The organism is Rhizobium sophoriradicis, from assembly GCF_003939025.1.
Taxonomy (GTDB): Bacteria; Pseudomonadota; Alphaproteobacteria; order Rhizobiales; family Rhizobiaceae; genus Rhizobium; species Rhizobium sophoriradicis.
The window spans coordinates 206,854-220,687 of the sequence record NZ_RQIH01000010.1 but is presented as its reverse complement, the minus strand read 5'-3'; the positions used below and the strand labels follow the sequence as shown (position 1 = coordinate 220,687).

Here is a 13,834-nt window from a genome sequence, read left to right as displayed (position 1 = left end):
GCCGGCGTGGCGATGCGGCCAGAGAGAGAAGGAACAGGTACCATGACAATCAAGCTGCAAAAGCCTGACATCACAGAGCTGAAGCCGCGCATCACCGTGTTCGGCGTCGGCGGCGGTGGCGGCAACGCCGTCAACAACATGATCACCGCCGGCCTCCAGGGCGTCGACTTCGTCGTTGCCAACACGGATGCGCAGGCGCTGACGATGACGAAGGCCGAGCGTATCATCCAGCTCGGCGTCAACGTCACCGAAGGCCTCGGCGCCGGTTCGCAGCCGGAAGTCGGCCGCGCGGCTGCGGAAGAGTGCATCGACGAAATCGTCGATCACCTGAACGGCACGCATATGTGCTTCGTCACCGCCGGCATGGGCGGCGGTACGGGTACCGGTGCTGCTCCTGTTGTCGCGCAGGCCGCCCGCAACAAGGGTATCCTGACAGTCGGCGTCGTCACCAAGCCGTTCCATTTCGAAGGCGGCCGCCGCATGCGTCTCGCCGAGATGGGCATCCAGGAACTGCAGAAGTCTGTCGACACGCTGATCGTCATTCCGAACCAGAACCTCTTCCGCATTGCCAACGACAAGACGACCTTCGCCGACGCGTTCGCCATGGCCGACCAGGTTCTCTATTCGGGCGTTGCTTGCATCACCGACCTGATGGTGAAGGAAGGTCTCATCAACCTCGACTTCGCCGACGTCCGCTCGGTCATGCGCGAAATGGGCCGCGCGATGATGGGCACCGGCGAAGCCTCCGGCGCCGGCCGCGCACTGCAGGCCGCCGAAGCGGCGATCGCCAACCCGCTGCTCGACGAAACCTCGATGAAGGGCGCCCAGGGCCTGCTGATCTCGATCACCGGCGGTCGCGACCTTACGCTCTTCGAAGTCGATGAAGCCGCGACCCGTATCCGCGAGGAAGTCGATCCCGACGCCAACATCATCCTCGGCGCCACCTTCGACGAATCGCTCGAGGGCATCATCCGCGTCTCGGTCGTCGCGACTGGTATCGACCGGGCGATCAGCGAAGCTGCCGAGCGCAACTTCCAGCCGGCTGCCAAGCCCGCTATCCGTCCCTCCGCGGCTGTTGCTCCGGCAGCGGCCGCAGTTCAGCCTGCGCCGGTGATGCAGGCACCAAAGGCCATTGATCCGATCGCGCAGACCATCCGCGAAGCCGAGATGGAACGCGAGCTCGAAATCCCGGCCCCGCGTGCCGCCGCACCGCTTCAGCAGCCTGCTGCGCAGCAGGAAGTCTTCCGTCCGCAGAGCAAGATCTTCGCGCCTGCACCGGAGGCTCCGGCCATGCGTCCTCAGGTGCCGCAGCAGGCTCCGGCGCCGGTGATGAGCCAGCCGGTGATGAGCCAGCCCATCCAGCAGCAGCCCATCCAGCCGCAGCCGGTCCGGCAGGAGCCCGTCATTCGTCAGGCGCCCGAGCCGATGCGCATGCCGAAGGTCGAAGACTTCCCGCCGGTCGTCCAGGCCGAGCTCGACCACCGCACGCAGGCGGCTTCCGCGCATGGCCAGGAAGAGCGCGGCCCAATGGGTCTGCTCAAGCGAATCACCAATTCGCTGGGACGCCGCGACGATGACGCGGTTGCAGCCGACATGACTGCCGCACCGCCGGCTGCTTCGCAGCAGCGCCGTCCGCTGTCGCCGGAGGCAAGCCTCTATGCGCCGCGCCGCGGCAATCTCGACGATCAGGGTCGCGCGGTTCCGCAGGCCCGGATGATGCAGGAAGACGACCAGCTGGAAATCCCGGCATTCCTGCGCCGCCAGTCGAACTGAGATCGGGGCTTCGGCACCGTTTATGCCCGGGATCCAGGTCCCGGGCATTGCTGTTTTTCGGCCTCGGATTCTCCAGCGATTTCAATTGTGTGACTTCGTAACAATGCGAAAGAAACAGTGATTTGGATTGGGAGGCCGGCGCACGTAAGTATGGTGCAAGGAAACTGCCCTAGGAGACTCCTCAACAAGGCTCCTTCTGCAGAATGAATGATAACCGCGCCGTGGGTCAGATCACTGGAGCGGAAGAATAAAGGCAGATTTTATGGCAATTGGCTTGCTGGGTTTTCAAACGACGGTATCGCGTCCCGTGACGCTCTCGGGCATCGGGGTCCATTCGGGTGCTAATGTCTCGATCACGCTGAACCCGGCCGAATCGGACACCGGCGTCGTTTTCCAGCGCCTGCATGACAATGGCGACATCACCGAACTGAAGGCCGTCTCCTCGCAGGTCGGCAATACCGACCTCTGCACAGTGCTCGGCTTTTCACCGACGCATTCGGTTGCGACGATCGAACATGTCATGGCCGCCATCTATGCGCTCGGCCTCGACAATGTGGTGATCGAAGTGCAGGGCGCCGAAATGCCGATCATGGACGGCAGTTCGCTGCCTTTCGTCGAGGCGATCGAGCAGGTCGGTCTTGTCTCGCTCGGCGTCAAGCGTCGCTATATCCGCATCACCAAGCCGGTGCGAATCGAGCATGGCGGTTCCTGGAGCGAATTCCGTCCCTATGACGGCACACGCTTCGAAGTGGAAATCGATTTCGACTGCCCGCTGATCGGTCGGCAGAAATGGGCCGGCGACATGAGCGCCGCGGTCTTCAAGACCGAGCTTTCCCGCGCCCGCACCTTCGGCTTCATGCGCGATGTAGAGCGGCTCTGGGCTTCGGGCCATGCGCTCGGCTCGTCGCTGGAAAATTCCGTCGTCATCTCGGATGACAACACCGTCATCAACGTCGAAGGGCTGCGTTACGCCAAGGACGAGTTCGTCCGCCACAAGACGCTCGATGCCGTCGGCGACCTGTCGCTCGCCGGCGTCCAGTTTATCGGTTGCTACCGTTCCTATCGTGGCGGCCACAAGATGAACGCCAATGCGCTGAAGGCGCTGCTCGCCGATCCCTCCGCTTACGAAGTGGTCGAGACCTCGACGCCGCGCCAGCGCGTCGCTGCGCGGGAATTGATCGCTGTCAGCGCTGCGGAATTCGCTCCCTGGTCGGCATGACCTCCAGCATATTCTCAAAGACCAGGCCGCCTCTTTCCCGGAGGCGGTTTTTTTGTGTCGCCCCAAGTTTGGGGCGATAGGCATTTTAAGGCAGGTGCTTAGCTGCAACAGGTCGGCAAGAAGGTGAAAAGCCGGGCATTTCCGGCCGCGGCTGCCACAAAAATGCGTTAATGCCTTATCATTGCGTTGCTCTCGATGCACATTTGTGGCTAGAAACGCCAGCGAGGCGTAGCTGCCGTGGAGCGAGCGGCGGCAGTGGGGTTCTTTCGAATGGCTTATGCAGGATCTGAAGGTATGATGAAGACAGCGCGCGCTTTGTTCGCATCGCTTCTGGTGCTCAGCGCAGGCGCCTCTATATCTGGTTGCCAGTCGGACCCCGATATCGACATCACCAAGCTCGGCCTGGAAACAGATCCGCCTGATGTGCTCTACACCCAGGGCCTTGCCAACATGAAGGCCGGCAACATGGCGGAAGCGGCGCGCAAGTTCGACGCCATCGACCGCGAGAACCCATTCTCCGAATGGGCGCGCAAGGCGCTTGTGATGAGCACCTTCGTCAAATACCGCCAGGGCAAGTTCGATGATGCGCTCGCGTCGGGCAACCGTTACATGGCGCAATATCCGAAGTCCCAGGATGCCGCTTACGTACAGTATCTCGTCGGCCTCACCTATTCCAAGCAGATCGTCGACGTGACGCAGGACCAGCGCGCCTCCGCCAAGACGATCGAAGCGATGCAGGCCGTCGTCGACAATTACCCGAACTCCGAATATGTCGACGATGCGCAGGCGAAAATCCGCTATGCGCGCGACCAGCTGGCCGGCAAGGAAATGCAGATCGGCCGCTATTATATGGAGCGGAAGGAATATCTCGCCGCGATTTCGCGCTTCCGCATCGTCGTCGAGAAATATCCGAATACGAACCAGATCGAAGAGGCGCTCGCCCGTCTCGTTGAGGCCTATTACGCCATGGGCATCGTCGACGAAGCGCAGACCGCGGCAGCCGTTCTTGGTCACAACTACCCCGACAGCCAGTGGTACGCCGATTCCTACAAGCTGCTGCAGACCGGTGGCGCCGAGCCGCGTGAAAACAAGGGCTCGTGGATCGCTGCGGCAGGCAAGAAACTCCTGCTTGGTTCATAAGTCCAATGCTGATCCAGCTTTCGATCCGCGATATCGTCCTGATCGAGCGGCTGGATCTTGCCTTTGAGACCGGTCTTTCCGTGCTGACGGGCGAGACCGGGGCGGGCAAATCCATCCTGCTCGACAGTCTTTCGCTGGCGCTCGGCGGGCGCGGCGACGGCGGTCTGGTGCGCCATGGTGAGGACAAGGGCCAGGTGACGGCGGTGTTCGACGTCGGCATGGACCACGGCGCCCGCGCGCTGCTCAGAGAAAACGGCATCGACGACGAGGGCGACCTGATCTTCCGCCGCCAGCAATCGGCGGACGGGCGCACCAAGGCCTATGTCAACGACCAGCCGGTCAGCGTGCAGCTGATGCGCCAGGCCGGCCAGATGCTGGTCGAGATCCATGGCCAGCACGACGATCGCGCCCTTGTCGACACCAATGCCCACCGCACCCTGCTCGATGCCTTCGCCGGCCTCACCGATGACGTCTCAGAGGTCTCCCGGCTGTATCGTCTGTGGCGCGACAGCGAACGGACGCTGAAGAAGCACCGCGAGAAGGTGGAAAGCGCGGCGCGTGAAGCCGACTATCTGCGTTCTTCCGTCGAGGAGCTTGAGAAGCTGTCGCCGCAGGACGGCGAAGAGGAGGAACTCGCCGAAAGCAGGCAGAAGATGATGAAGGCCGAGCGGATCGCCGGCGATATCGCCGAAGCCTCCGAATTCCTGAACGGCAATGCCTCACCGGTGCCCCATATCGCCTCGCTGGTGCGCCGGCTGGAGCGCAAGAGCCATGAGGCGCCGGGACTGCTTGAAGACACGGTGACGCTGCTCGATGCCGCCCTCGATCAGCTCTCCAATGCCCAGATGGAGGTCGAGGCGGCGCTGCGCAAGACCGAATATGATCCCCGGGAGCTGGAGCGGGTAGAGGAACGGCTTTTCGCGCTGCGAGCCGCTTCGCGCAAATATTCCGTGCCGGTCACCGAGCTGCCGGCGCTTGCCGTTCGCATGATCGCCGATCTTGCCGATCTCGACGCGGGCGAGGAGAAGCTCGCGCGCCTCGAAGCCGAGGTCGGCCTAGCGCGGGAGAACTACGATACCGCCGCACGCGCACTCTCCGACAAGCGCCATCATGCCGGCACGGCGCTGGCCGCGGCCGTGATGGCCGAGCTGCCGGCACTGAAGCTCGAACGCGCCCGTTTCATGGTCGAGATCACCACCGATGCGCAGGAGGCGCTGGCCGAAGGTATCGATGTCGTCGAGTTCCATGTGCAGACCAATCCGGGCACGCGGCCGGGCTCAATCATGAAGGTCGCTTCCGGCGGCGAGCTGTCGCGTTTCCTGCTGGCGCTGAAGGTGGCGCTCGCCGATCGTGGGTCGGCGCCGACGCTCGTCTTCGACGAAATCGATACCGGTGTGGGCGGCGCCGTGGCTGATGCGATCGGCCAGCGTCTGAAGCGGCTCTCCGATCGGGTGCAGGTGCTGTCGGTAACGCATGCGCCGCAGGTTGCGGCGCGGGCGGCGACTCATCTGCTGATCTCCAAGGGGCCGACCAACGACGGTTCGGAAAAGATCGCCACGCGCGTGGCGACGATGGCTCAGACGGACCGCACCGAGGAGATCGCCCGCATGCTGGCCGGCGCTTCGGTAACCGAAGAGGCGAGGGCGGCCGCCAAGCGGCTGCTGGCCGGCAACGGCTGATTGCCTAACCCGATTTAAGGCCGTAGCGTGACAAGCACGGCGCTTCACGCTATGCGCATCTTCCCGATCAGACGCGATCCGTTTTCCATGCGCCTTTTCCATTTCAGCGATGATCCCGATATCGCGGTGTTCGAGCCGCGCCCTGTTCTCATTCCCTCGGTTCGCCCGGTTGGCCGGGAATGGCTGAACGGCCCGCTCGTCTGGGCGATCGATGATGATCATGCTTTCATGTATCTCTTTCCGCGAGACTGCCCGCGTATCCTACTGTGGGGGACGCCGGATACGCCGGAGGCCGAACGGCGGCGCTGGCTCGGTGATTGGCGCGCCGTCGCCTTCGTCGAGCGTCGTTGGTTGGACAGGCTCGAGGCGGAGACGATCCACCGCTATGAAATGACGTCCGACGGCTTCGAAGAGCTTAAGGATGCAGGCATGTGGGTGTCCAGCAGACGCGTCGTTCCCGTCAAGCGGACCGCCATGTCTCGGCTCGACCAGGAGTTTGCGCCACGCAAGGTGGATCTCCGGGCAGTCGATAGCCTGCGGCCGTTGAAAGACCTCTGGAACACCGGCCTGCATGTCAGCGGCATTCGACTGCGCAATGCGAGAGACTGGGAATAGGCCGGCGAGGCGGCGAGCTGTTGTGTTTCCTGCTGGCGCTGAAGGCCGTGACAAGCGTCCCAGAGGTATGAATTTGGCGCGAACGCTGACCCGATCGCCCTCATCCCTGTGCTCGTCACAGGGATCCAGAGCGCCCAAGTCGTTGGGCGCGAGAGACTTCTTACCTGTGTGAGAGTCATTCACGGCGCAGACGCGCCGTGGCTGGATCCCTGTGACGAGCACTGGGATGAGGGCGGAGTGGTGGGCGGCCCTGTCCGATAGCGGGCCATCCGGCATGCAGCCTATTCGGTCTCTCTTTTCATCCGGAAATTTTGCTCTAAAAACAATCCAGATTTTCTGGCCAGATTCCCTGGAGTGATGTCCGATGTCCACCGAAGGTTCCGCCGTCGACACGTTGACGATCGAAGAGGCTGCCGCCGAGCTCGAGCGGCTGGCCAAGGAGATCGCGCATCATGATGCGCTCTACCACGGCAAGGACCAGCCGGAGATATCGGATGCCGATTACGACGCGCTGAAGCGCCGCAACGATGCGCTGGAGGCGCGGTTTCCCGAGCTGATCCGCGAGGACAGCCCGTCGCGGCATGTCGGTGCCGCTCCTTCCGTCACCTTCTCGCCGGTCACTCACGCGCGGCCGATGCTGTCGCTCGACAACACGTTTTCGCAGGAGGACGTGCAGGATTTCGTCGCCGGCGTCTATCGCTTCCTCGGCCGGCTGCCGGACCAGTCGATCGCCTTTACCGCCGAACCGAAGATCGATGGTCTGTCGATGTCGATTCGCTACGAGAACGGCAGGCTGGTAACCGCCGCCACGCGCGGCGACGGCACGACGGGGGAGAACGTCACCGCCAACATCCGGACGATCGCCGAGATCCCCAACGAGCTGCCGAAGGGCGTTCCCGCCGTGGTCGAAATCCGCGGCGAGGTCTACATGGCCAAGAGCGACTTCCTGGCGCTGAACCGGCAGATGGAGGCGGAGGGTAAGCAGACCTACGTCAATCCGCGCAATACGGCCGCCGGATCGCTCCGCCAGCTCGACGCCAAGGTGACGGCGAGCCGCAAGCTGAAATTTTTTGCCTATGCCTGGGGCGAGATGTCGGAGATGCCTGAAGATACGCAGTTCGGCATGGTGCAGACCTTCAAGGACTGGGGCTTTCCTGTCAATCCGCTGATGAAGCGGCTGAATTCGGTCGCCGACATTCTGGCACATTATGACGAGATCGGCCTTGAGCGCCCGGATCTCGACTACGACATCGACGGCGTCGTCTATAAAGTCGACAGCCTCGAATTACAGCGGCGCCTCGGCTTCCGCTCGCGGTCGCCGCGCTGGGCAACGGCGCACAAGTTTCCGGCCGAGCAGGCCTTCACCGAGGTCGAGAAGATCGAGATCCAGGTCGGCCGCACCGGCGCGCTGACGCCGGTGGCGCGGCTGAAGCCGATCACGGTCGGCGGCGTCGTCGTCACCAATGCGACGCTGCACAATGAGGATTACATCAAGGGCATCGGCAATAGCGGCGAGCGTATCCGGCCGGAGGAGCACGATATTCGCGAGGGCGATACGGTGATCGTCCAGCGTGCCGGCGACGTCATTCCGCAGATCCTCGACGTGGTGATGGAAAAACGCGCGGCCGACGCCCGCTCATACGAGTTTCCGAAGACCTGCCCGGTCTGCGGCTCGCATGCCGTGCGCGAGGTCAACGAGAAGACCGGCAAGATGGATTCGGTGCGCCGCTGCACCGGCGGCTTCATCTGCCGGGCGCAGGCGACGGAACATCTGAAGCACTTCGTCTCCCGTAACGCCTTCGATATCGAGGGGCTCGGGTCGAAGCAGATCGACTTCTTCTTCGAACACGAGGACGCGTCGCTGCAGATCCGCACCGCGCCCGAGATCTTCACGCTGGAGAAGCGCCAGCAGCAATCGCTGACCAAGCTGGAGAATATCGACGGCTTCGGCAAGGTCAGCGTCGGCAAGCTCTATGCCGCGATCAACGAACGGCGCAGCATCGCGCTTCACCGCTTCATCTATGCGCTCGGCATCCGTCATGTCGGCGAGACCACGGCGAAGCTGCTGGCGCGCTCCTACGGCACCTATGAAGCATTTGCCACGGCGATGAGGGAAGCAGCACCGCTGTCCGGCGACGCCTGGAACGATCTCAACGCCATCGAGGGCATCGGCGAGGTCGTGGCGCGCGCCATGGTCGAGTTCTACAAGGAGCCGCTCAATATCGAGGTGATTACCCGCCTGCTTGATGAGGTGACGCCACAGGAGGCCGAACAGCCGGTGACGGCGGGAAGTCCGGTCGCCGGCAAAACGGTGGTCTTTACCGGTTCGCTGGAAAAATTCACGCGTGACGAGGCGAAGGCGAGGGCGGAAAGCCTCGGCGCCAAGGTGGCGGGATCGGTGTCGAAGAAGACCGACATCGTCGTCGCCGGCCCCGGCGCCGGCTCCAAGCTCGACAAGGCGCGCGAACTCGGCGTGCAGACGATGGACGAGGACGAATGGCTGGCGCTGATCAGCGGGTGAGAGGCTGACGGCGGGCCGTCAGCCTCGTCCGTTCAAGGTCTCAACCGCGCCATTGTATAGGCGTCGACATACTCTCCCGATCGAAAGCCGAAGGCCTTCAGCAGGCCTTCCCGTTCGAAGCCGAATTTCTCATAGAGGCTGATCGCGGCGTCGTTGTCGGTATAGACGGTCAGTTCCAGCCGCTTGACGTCAAGCCAGTCGTCGGCGGCCTCGACCATCGCACCGAGCAGGATGCGTCCGAAGCCGCGGCCGGTGAAATCGTCATGCACGCCCATGCCGACGCTGGCGACGTGCTGCCGGCGGCCGCCGAGACGGTTGAGGCCGCAATTGCCGACGATCTTGCCGTTCAGCGTGACGACGAGATTGAGCGCGCCCGGCGAGGGATTTTCCATGCGCTTGCGAACCTCTTCGACCCTTTGGTAGGGCGGCCGCAACGTGCCGGCGCGGTAGCCCGGCAAATTCATGAGATCGGTGAGTTCTTCCGCATCGGAAAGGCGGACTGAACGCACCAGGATGCCCTCCGGCAAGCGCGCTCGGCGGCTCGGTCCATTCTCTTCATTTTCGGACATTGGATGCTCTCCTTGGGGTTCAAGAGGAGAGCCGGTTTCCGAAAACCCTGCTCGCCTCAGCAGGGTTTCGGGGTGATCGGATCGCTGTTAACGCGCCATTGCTCCGGCATACCCTTCAAGGGTCGTGGTGTGATGGATAAGCGCTGCCATGGTCACGGAACCGATCATGAGTAGCAATTTTGGATATCTGTCGCGAAATGTCAACCGACGCGCGTGGGCAATTTGCGCGGCCGCAAGCCGAGCGCTATTCCTGTGGCAGGTGAAACGATTCGGACGCGGCATTGAAGACCATTGCGATTGATTTCGAGACGGCGAACGAGCAGCGCGGCAGCGCCTGTTCCGTCGGCCTTGCCTGGATCGAAGAGGGCAGGGTGATACGCGTCGAGGAACGGCTGATCCGGCCGCGGGAGATGCGCTTTTCCGGGATGAACATCGCCATTCACGGCATCCGGCCGGAAGATGTCGAGGATGCGCCGGAGTTTCCCGAGGTGATGGATGAGTTCCATGACGATTTCAGGGGCGCGACGATGATTGCGCATAATGCCGCCTTCGATTTCAGCGTCTGGCGGGCGAGCCTCGATCTCTACCGGCAGTCCTATCCCGAACTGACCTACCTCTGCAGCCTGAAGATGGCGCAGCGGATCTGGCCGCATTTTCTCTCGCACCGGCTGAACCTGATCGCCGAGCATCTCGGCCTGCGCTTCATGCACCACAACGCCGCCGAGGATGCCGCCGTTTGCGCGGCAGCGGCGATCGAGATGGCCAAGGCAGTCAAGGCGAAAGCCGTCGAGGCGATCCCGGCACTGATCGGCATGACGCCGGGGCGGCTGATGGCGCGCGGCTATGCCCCCTGCACTTGCCGAAAGGCCTGAGCGGTTTCTTGCAAAGCAGGGGCGCGTGCTTATCTAGAAGGCGCCGATCAAGCGATAGAGCGCCTTTGGCGCGTCCCGTCGGACGCGCGGCGCTCCAGGGAGCTGCCATGTCCAAGCCGCGCAACCTTTTCTTTGCTGCCCTCTCTCTTTTCGCGCTTTCAGCGGGCGCCGTCTCGGCCGAAGTCGTCGGTAAGGTCGGGGTTGACTGGATCGGCAACGACATCATCGTCGAGGCAGTCTCCGATCCCGAGGTCAAGGGGGTCACCTGCCATGTCACGTATTTCGACCGCAGCCTGATCGACAGGTTCAAGAAAGGCAACTGGTTCGAAGATCCGTCTAACAATTCCATTGCCTGCCGGCAGACCGGACCGATCGAGGTCGGCAATATCGACGTGTCCAAAGACGGCAGCGAAGTGTTCCGCCAAGGCATGTCGCTGATCTGGAAGACGCTGGTCGTCAACCGCATCTATGACAAGGCGAACGACACGCTGATCTACCTCGCCCATTCCAGGGAGCTGACGGATGGCTCGGCGAAGATGTCGATTTCGACGATTCCGCTCTACGGGCAGAACGTCACCTGGAAGAATGGGAAGCCGCAATAAGGCGAGGGTAGCGTTCGATCTCGGGGCAGTGCATTGCTTCCTCCTCGCCCTCATTCCTGTGCCTGTCACAGGAATCCAGCGCGCCCAAGTCCTTGGGCGCAAGAGACTCTTCTATCTGCTGCAAGTGAGGTCATTCACCGCGCGGACGCGCGGTGGCTGGATCTCTGTGACGAGCACAGAGATGAGGGAGGATGGGCCGTGCCATGGCTCTGAAGAGATTGGTGGCAAGTCGGTCTTTTCAAACAAAAAGGCCCGGACGAGCCGGGCCTTCGCATTCCGTTCAGCGATAAATTTCAAGCCGCCTGATTCAGCTCGTCGGCAATCACGGTATCGAGGTTGAGGAAGCAGACCATGGTCTTCTCAAGCGCGACGATGCCGCGGCAGAAGGCGCGCTGGGCTTCCGGGATGATTTCCGGCGGCGGCTGCAGGTCTTCGCTCTTGATGGTCATCATGTCGGAAACCTGCTCGACCAGCAGCCCCACCAGCTTGCCGGCGATGTCGGTGACGATGATTGCCGAGCGCTCCGAAGGTTCGGTCATCTTCATGCCAAGGCGGCAGGCCATGTCGATGACCGGGATCACCGCGCCGCGCAGGTTGATGAGGCCCAGCACGTAAGGCGGAGTATGCGGCATCGGCGTCACCGGTGCCCAGCCGCGGATTTCGCGGATGGCCATGATGTCGATGCAGAATTCCTGGTCGCCCAGATGGAACGAAACGATTTCGAGATAAGCGCCCGACTGTTTGATGGCGTTGTTGTTCATGGTCAGAATTCTTCCCAGTTGTCCCCGGCGGGTGAGGCGATGACTTTGGCAGCAGAGCCGCCGTTGAATGCGCCCGCGACCTTGCCGATCAGGCTGCGCGCGGGAGAAGGTCTCGAATGCGAGGCGGCGGTTGCCTCTCGCGGCGTTTGCCGGGCGCTCATGCCCTCGCCGGTTTTGAACTGCTTGATCAGCTGCGTCAGGTTTTCCGCGTCGATGGCGAGCGTATGGCTTGCGGCGTTCGTCTCTTCCACCATGGCCGCGTTCTTCTGCGTGACCTGATCCATCTGGCTGATCGATGTGTTGATCTCGTTCAGTCCGACCGATTGTTCGCGCGCAGAGGTTACGATTGATTTAACATGTTCGTCGATGCGCAGAACATCTTCGCCGATCTGGCGAAGCGCTTCACCGGCGGCTGTTACCAGTTCGCCGCCGATCTTCACTTCCTCGCCGGATTTTCCGATCAAGGCCTTGATATCCTTGGCAGCACCCGCGGCGCGGCCGGCGAGTTCGCGCACTTCCTGGGCAACGACGGCGAAGCCCTTGCCGGCCTCACCGGCACGCGCCGCCTCGACGCCGGCGTTGAGCGCCAGCAGGTTCGTCTGGAAAGCGATTTCGTCGATGACGTTGATGATCTTGCCGATCTCACGGGAAGCACCTTCTATCCGTTCCATCGCGGCCATCGCATCGCCGACGACGATGTCCGATTTCGCCGTGTTCTGACGGGTATGCGAGACCATGTGGCCGACTTCCTCGGCGCGGTTGGTCGCATTGCGGACGGTGGCGGTGATCTGGTCGAGGGCGGCCGAGGTCTCTTCCAGCGAAGCGGCCTGCTGCTCGGTGCGCTTGGCAAGATCGTCGGCTGCGGCGCGCATCTGACGGCTGTTGGCTTCGATCGAGCTGCTGTTGAGGGCAATGTCGCTCATCGCCTTGCGCAGCGTCGCCGTCGTCTGATTGAAATCCAGGCGCAGACGCTCCAGCTCCTCGCGGAACGGCTGGTCGATCGTAACGGTAACGTCGCCGCCCGACAGACGGGTGAGGCCGGCGCCGAGCGCGGCGACGGCGGCGTTCAGGGCCTCGGCGTCGGCAAGCTTGGCGGCTTCGCGGGCGCGGTGCTCGGCGTCGCTGCGCTGCCTGTCGTTCTGGCTCTGCGCTTCGAGGTCGCGCTTTTCGATGGCGGCAAGGCGGAAGGCGTCGGCGGCGCGGGCCATGTCGCCGATCTCGTCGCCGCGGGCCTTTTCCGCAACGTTGCTGGTGAGATCGCCGCCTATGATGCGCCGCATGCTTTCGCTCACGGCTGTGATGCCGCGGCGGATCGATCCGCCATGGATATATTGCAGGACGCTCATGGTGAGGATGGCGAGGATGCCGAGTCCGATCTGCAGGAAGAGGGCACGTTGCGATATGGCATTGGCGGCCTGGACATGCTGATGGGCAAATACGGCACCATCGGCGGCAAGCTTGTCGAGCGTCTTCGTCAGCTCCTCGCCGGCGCCGTCGATCGTGTCGTCGATCTTGTCGAACGCCGCGTCGGGCGCACCTTGCTGGACCAGCGCGACGAGATCGGTCTGGATCGCCTTGCCCATCTCGGCGACGTCGGCGTCGTAGTTCTTCAGCAGGGCGCCGGCATTTATCTCGTCGGCCAGCAGACGTATGTCTTTCGAGCCGTTGGATAGGACGGCCAGAGAATCGGCAATCAGCTTGATACGCTCCGGCGCTACCGCCTTGTCATCCTTGTCGACGATGATGTCCATGGCGGCCAGCACCATCGTCAGGTTGGCAAGCCGCATGTCGTTGATACGGTCGACACTCGCCTGGATCTCGGTGGCGCGGCGCAGGCCGGCGTCGATGCGCGTGTTTTCGTACCAGCCGACGGCGAGCATCGTTCCGAAACCCACAAAAGCGGCGCCGCCGAGCGTCCAGAGCCGCTGGCTGACCGACAGGCTCTTGCGCACTGCTGAATTCGTCATGAAAAGACCCTTCCACAAACCGCTCGGGTTTATGCTTTTCTACCCTCATGCGGATGTCCGGGGTTTTCGCCACGCGGCAGACTTCATGTCAGAACGGCTCGATGGGGCCGCACGCA

11 protein-coding genes are annotated in these 13,834 nt (G+C 62.7%); 8 read left to right on the top strand and 3 right to left on the bottom strand.

Going from position 1 to position 13,834, the window contains the following annotated elements:
* The first annotated feature begins 42 nt into the window (after positions 1-42).
* The 6 genes from ftsZ to ligA all read left to right on the top strand — a co-directional run bounded on the left by ftsZ (position 43) and on the right by ligA (position 8,947).
* Positions 43-1,773: a cell division protein FtsZ gene (gene ftsZ, locus EFR00_RS18680; protein ID WP_038690117.1), complete on the top strand. Its 1,731-nt coding sequence runs from the start codon at positions 43-45 to the stop codon at positions 1,771-1,773.
* 262 nt (positions 1,774-2,035) lie between these two features.
* A complete protein-coding gene (gene lpxC, locus EFR00_RS18675) occupies positions 2,036-2,992 on the top strand; it encodes a UDP-3-O-acyl-N-acetylglucosamine deacetylase (protein ID WP_038690115.1) in 957 nt (318 codons plus the stop codon).
* A 270-nt stretch (positions 2,993-3,262) separates the two neighbouring features.
* The gene (locus EFR00_RS18670; RefSeq protein WP_170961440.1) at positions 3,263-4,132 is read left to right on the top strand and encodes an outer membrane protein assembly factor BamD; all 870 of its coding nucleotides are present in this window, start codon (positions 3,263-3,265) and stop codon (positions 4,130-4,132) included.
* Between the two features lie 5 nt (positions 4,133-4,137).
* On the top strand, positions 4,138-5,811 hold the full coding sequence (gene recN / locus EFR00_RS18665; protein ID WP_038690111.1) for a DNA repair protein RecN: 1,674 nt from the start codon (positions 4,138-4,140) through the stop codon (positions 5,809-5,811).
* An 87-nt stretch (positions 5,812-5,898) separates the two neighbouring features.
* Positions 5,899-6,426: a DUF6886 family protein gene (locus EFR00_RS18660; protein ID WP_038692705.1), complete on the top strand. Its 528-nt coding sequence runs from the start codon at positions 5,899-5,901 to the stop codon at positions 6,424-6,426.
* 364 nt (positions 6,427-6,790) lie between these two features.
* A complete protein-coding gene (gene ligA / locus EFR00_RS18655) occupies positions 6,791-8,947 on the top strand; it encodes an NAD-dependent DNA ligase LigA (protein ID WP_077993018.1) in 2,157 nt (718 codons plus the stop codon).
* A 32-nt stretch (positions 8,948-8,979) separates the two neighbouring features.
* On the opposite strand, the gene EFR00_RS18650 is transcribed toward ligA, so the two are convergent.
* Positions 8,980-9,516, bottom strand: coding sequence for a GNAT family N-acetyltransferase (locus EFR00_RS18650; RefSeq protein WP_077993015.1), 537 nt, complete (start codon positions 9,514-9,516; stop codon positions 8,980-8,982).
* 281 nt (positions 9,517-9,797) lie between these two features.
* On the opposite strand from EFR00_RS18650, the gene EFR00_RS18645 reads away from it, so the two are divergent.
* Both EFR00_RS18645 and EFR00_RS18640 read left to right on the top strand, forming a co-directional pair.
* Positions 9,798-10,388: a 3'-5' exonuclease gene (locus EFR00_RS18645; protein WP_077993012.1), complete on the top strand. Its 591-nt coding sequence runs from the start codon at positions 9,798-9,800 to the stop codon at positions 10,386-10,388.
* 107 nt (positions 10,389-10,495) lie between these two features.
* Positions 10,496-10,990 carry a CreA family protein gene (locus EFR00_RS18640; protein WP_077993011.1) on the top strand — a complete coding sequence of 165 codons (495 nt, stop codon included), beginning with the start codon at positions 10,496-10,498 and terminating at the stop codon, positions 10,988-10,990.
* Between the two features lie 293 nt (positions 10,991-11,283).
* On the opposite strand, the gene EFR00_RS18635 is transcribed toward EFR00_RS18640, so the two are convergent.
* Both EFR00_RS18635 and EFR00_RS18630 read right to left on the bottom strand, forming a co-directional pair.
* Positions 11,284-11,751, bottom strand: a complete 468-nt coding sequence (locus EFR00_RS18635; RefSeq protein WP_004668786.1) for a chemotaxis protein CheW — start codon at positions 11,749-11,751, stop codon at positions 11,284-11,286.
* Between the two features lie 2 nt (positions 11,752-11,753).
* Positions 11,754-13,718: a methyl-accepting chemotaxis protein gene (locus EFR00_RS18630; RefSeq protein WP_077993010.1), complete on the bottom strand. Its 1,965-nt coding sequence runs from the start codon at positions 13,716-13,718 to the stop codon at positions 11,754-11,756.
* Positions 13,719-13,834 lie beyond the last annotated feature (116 nt).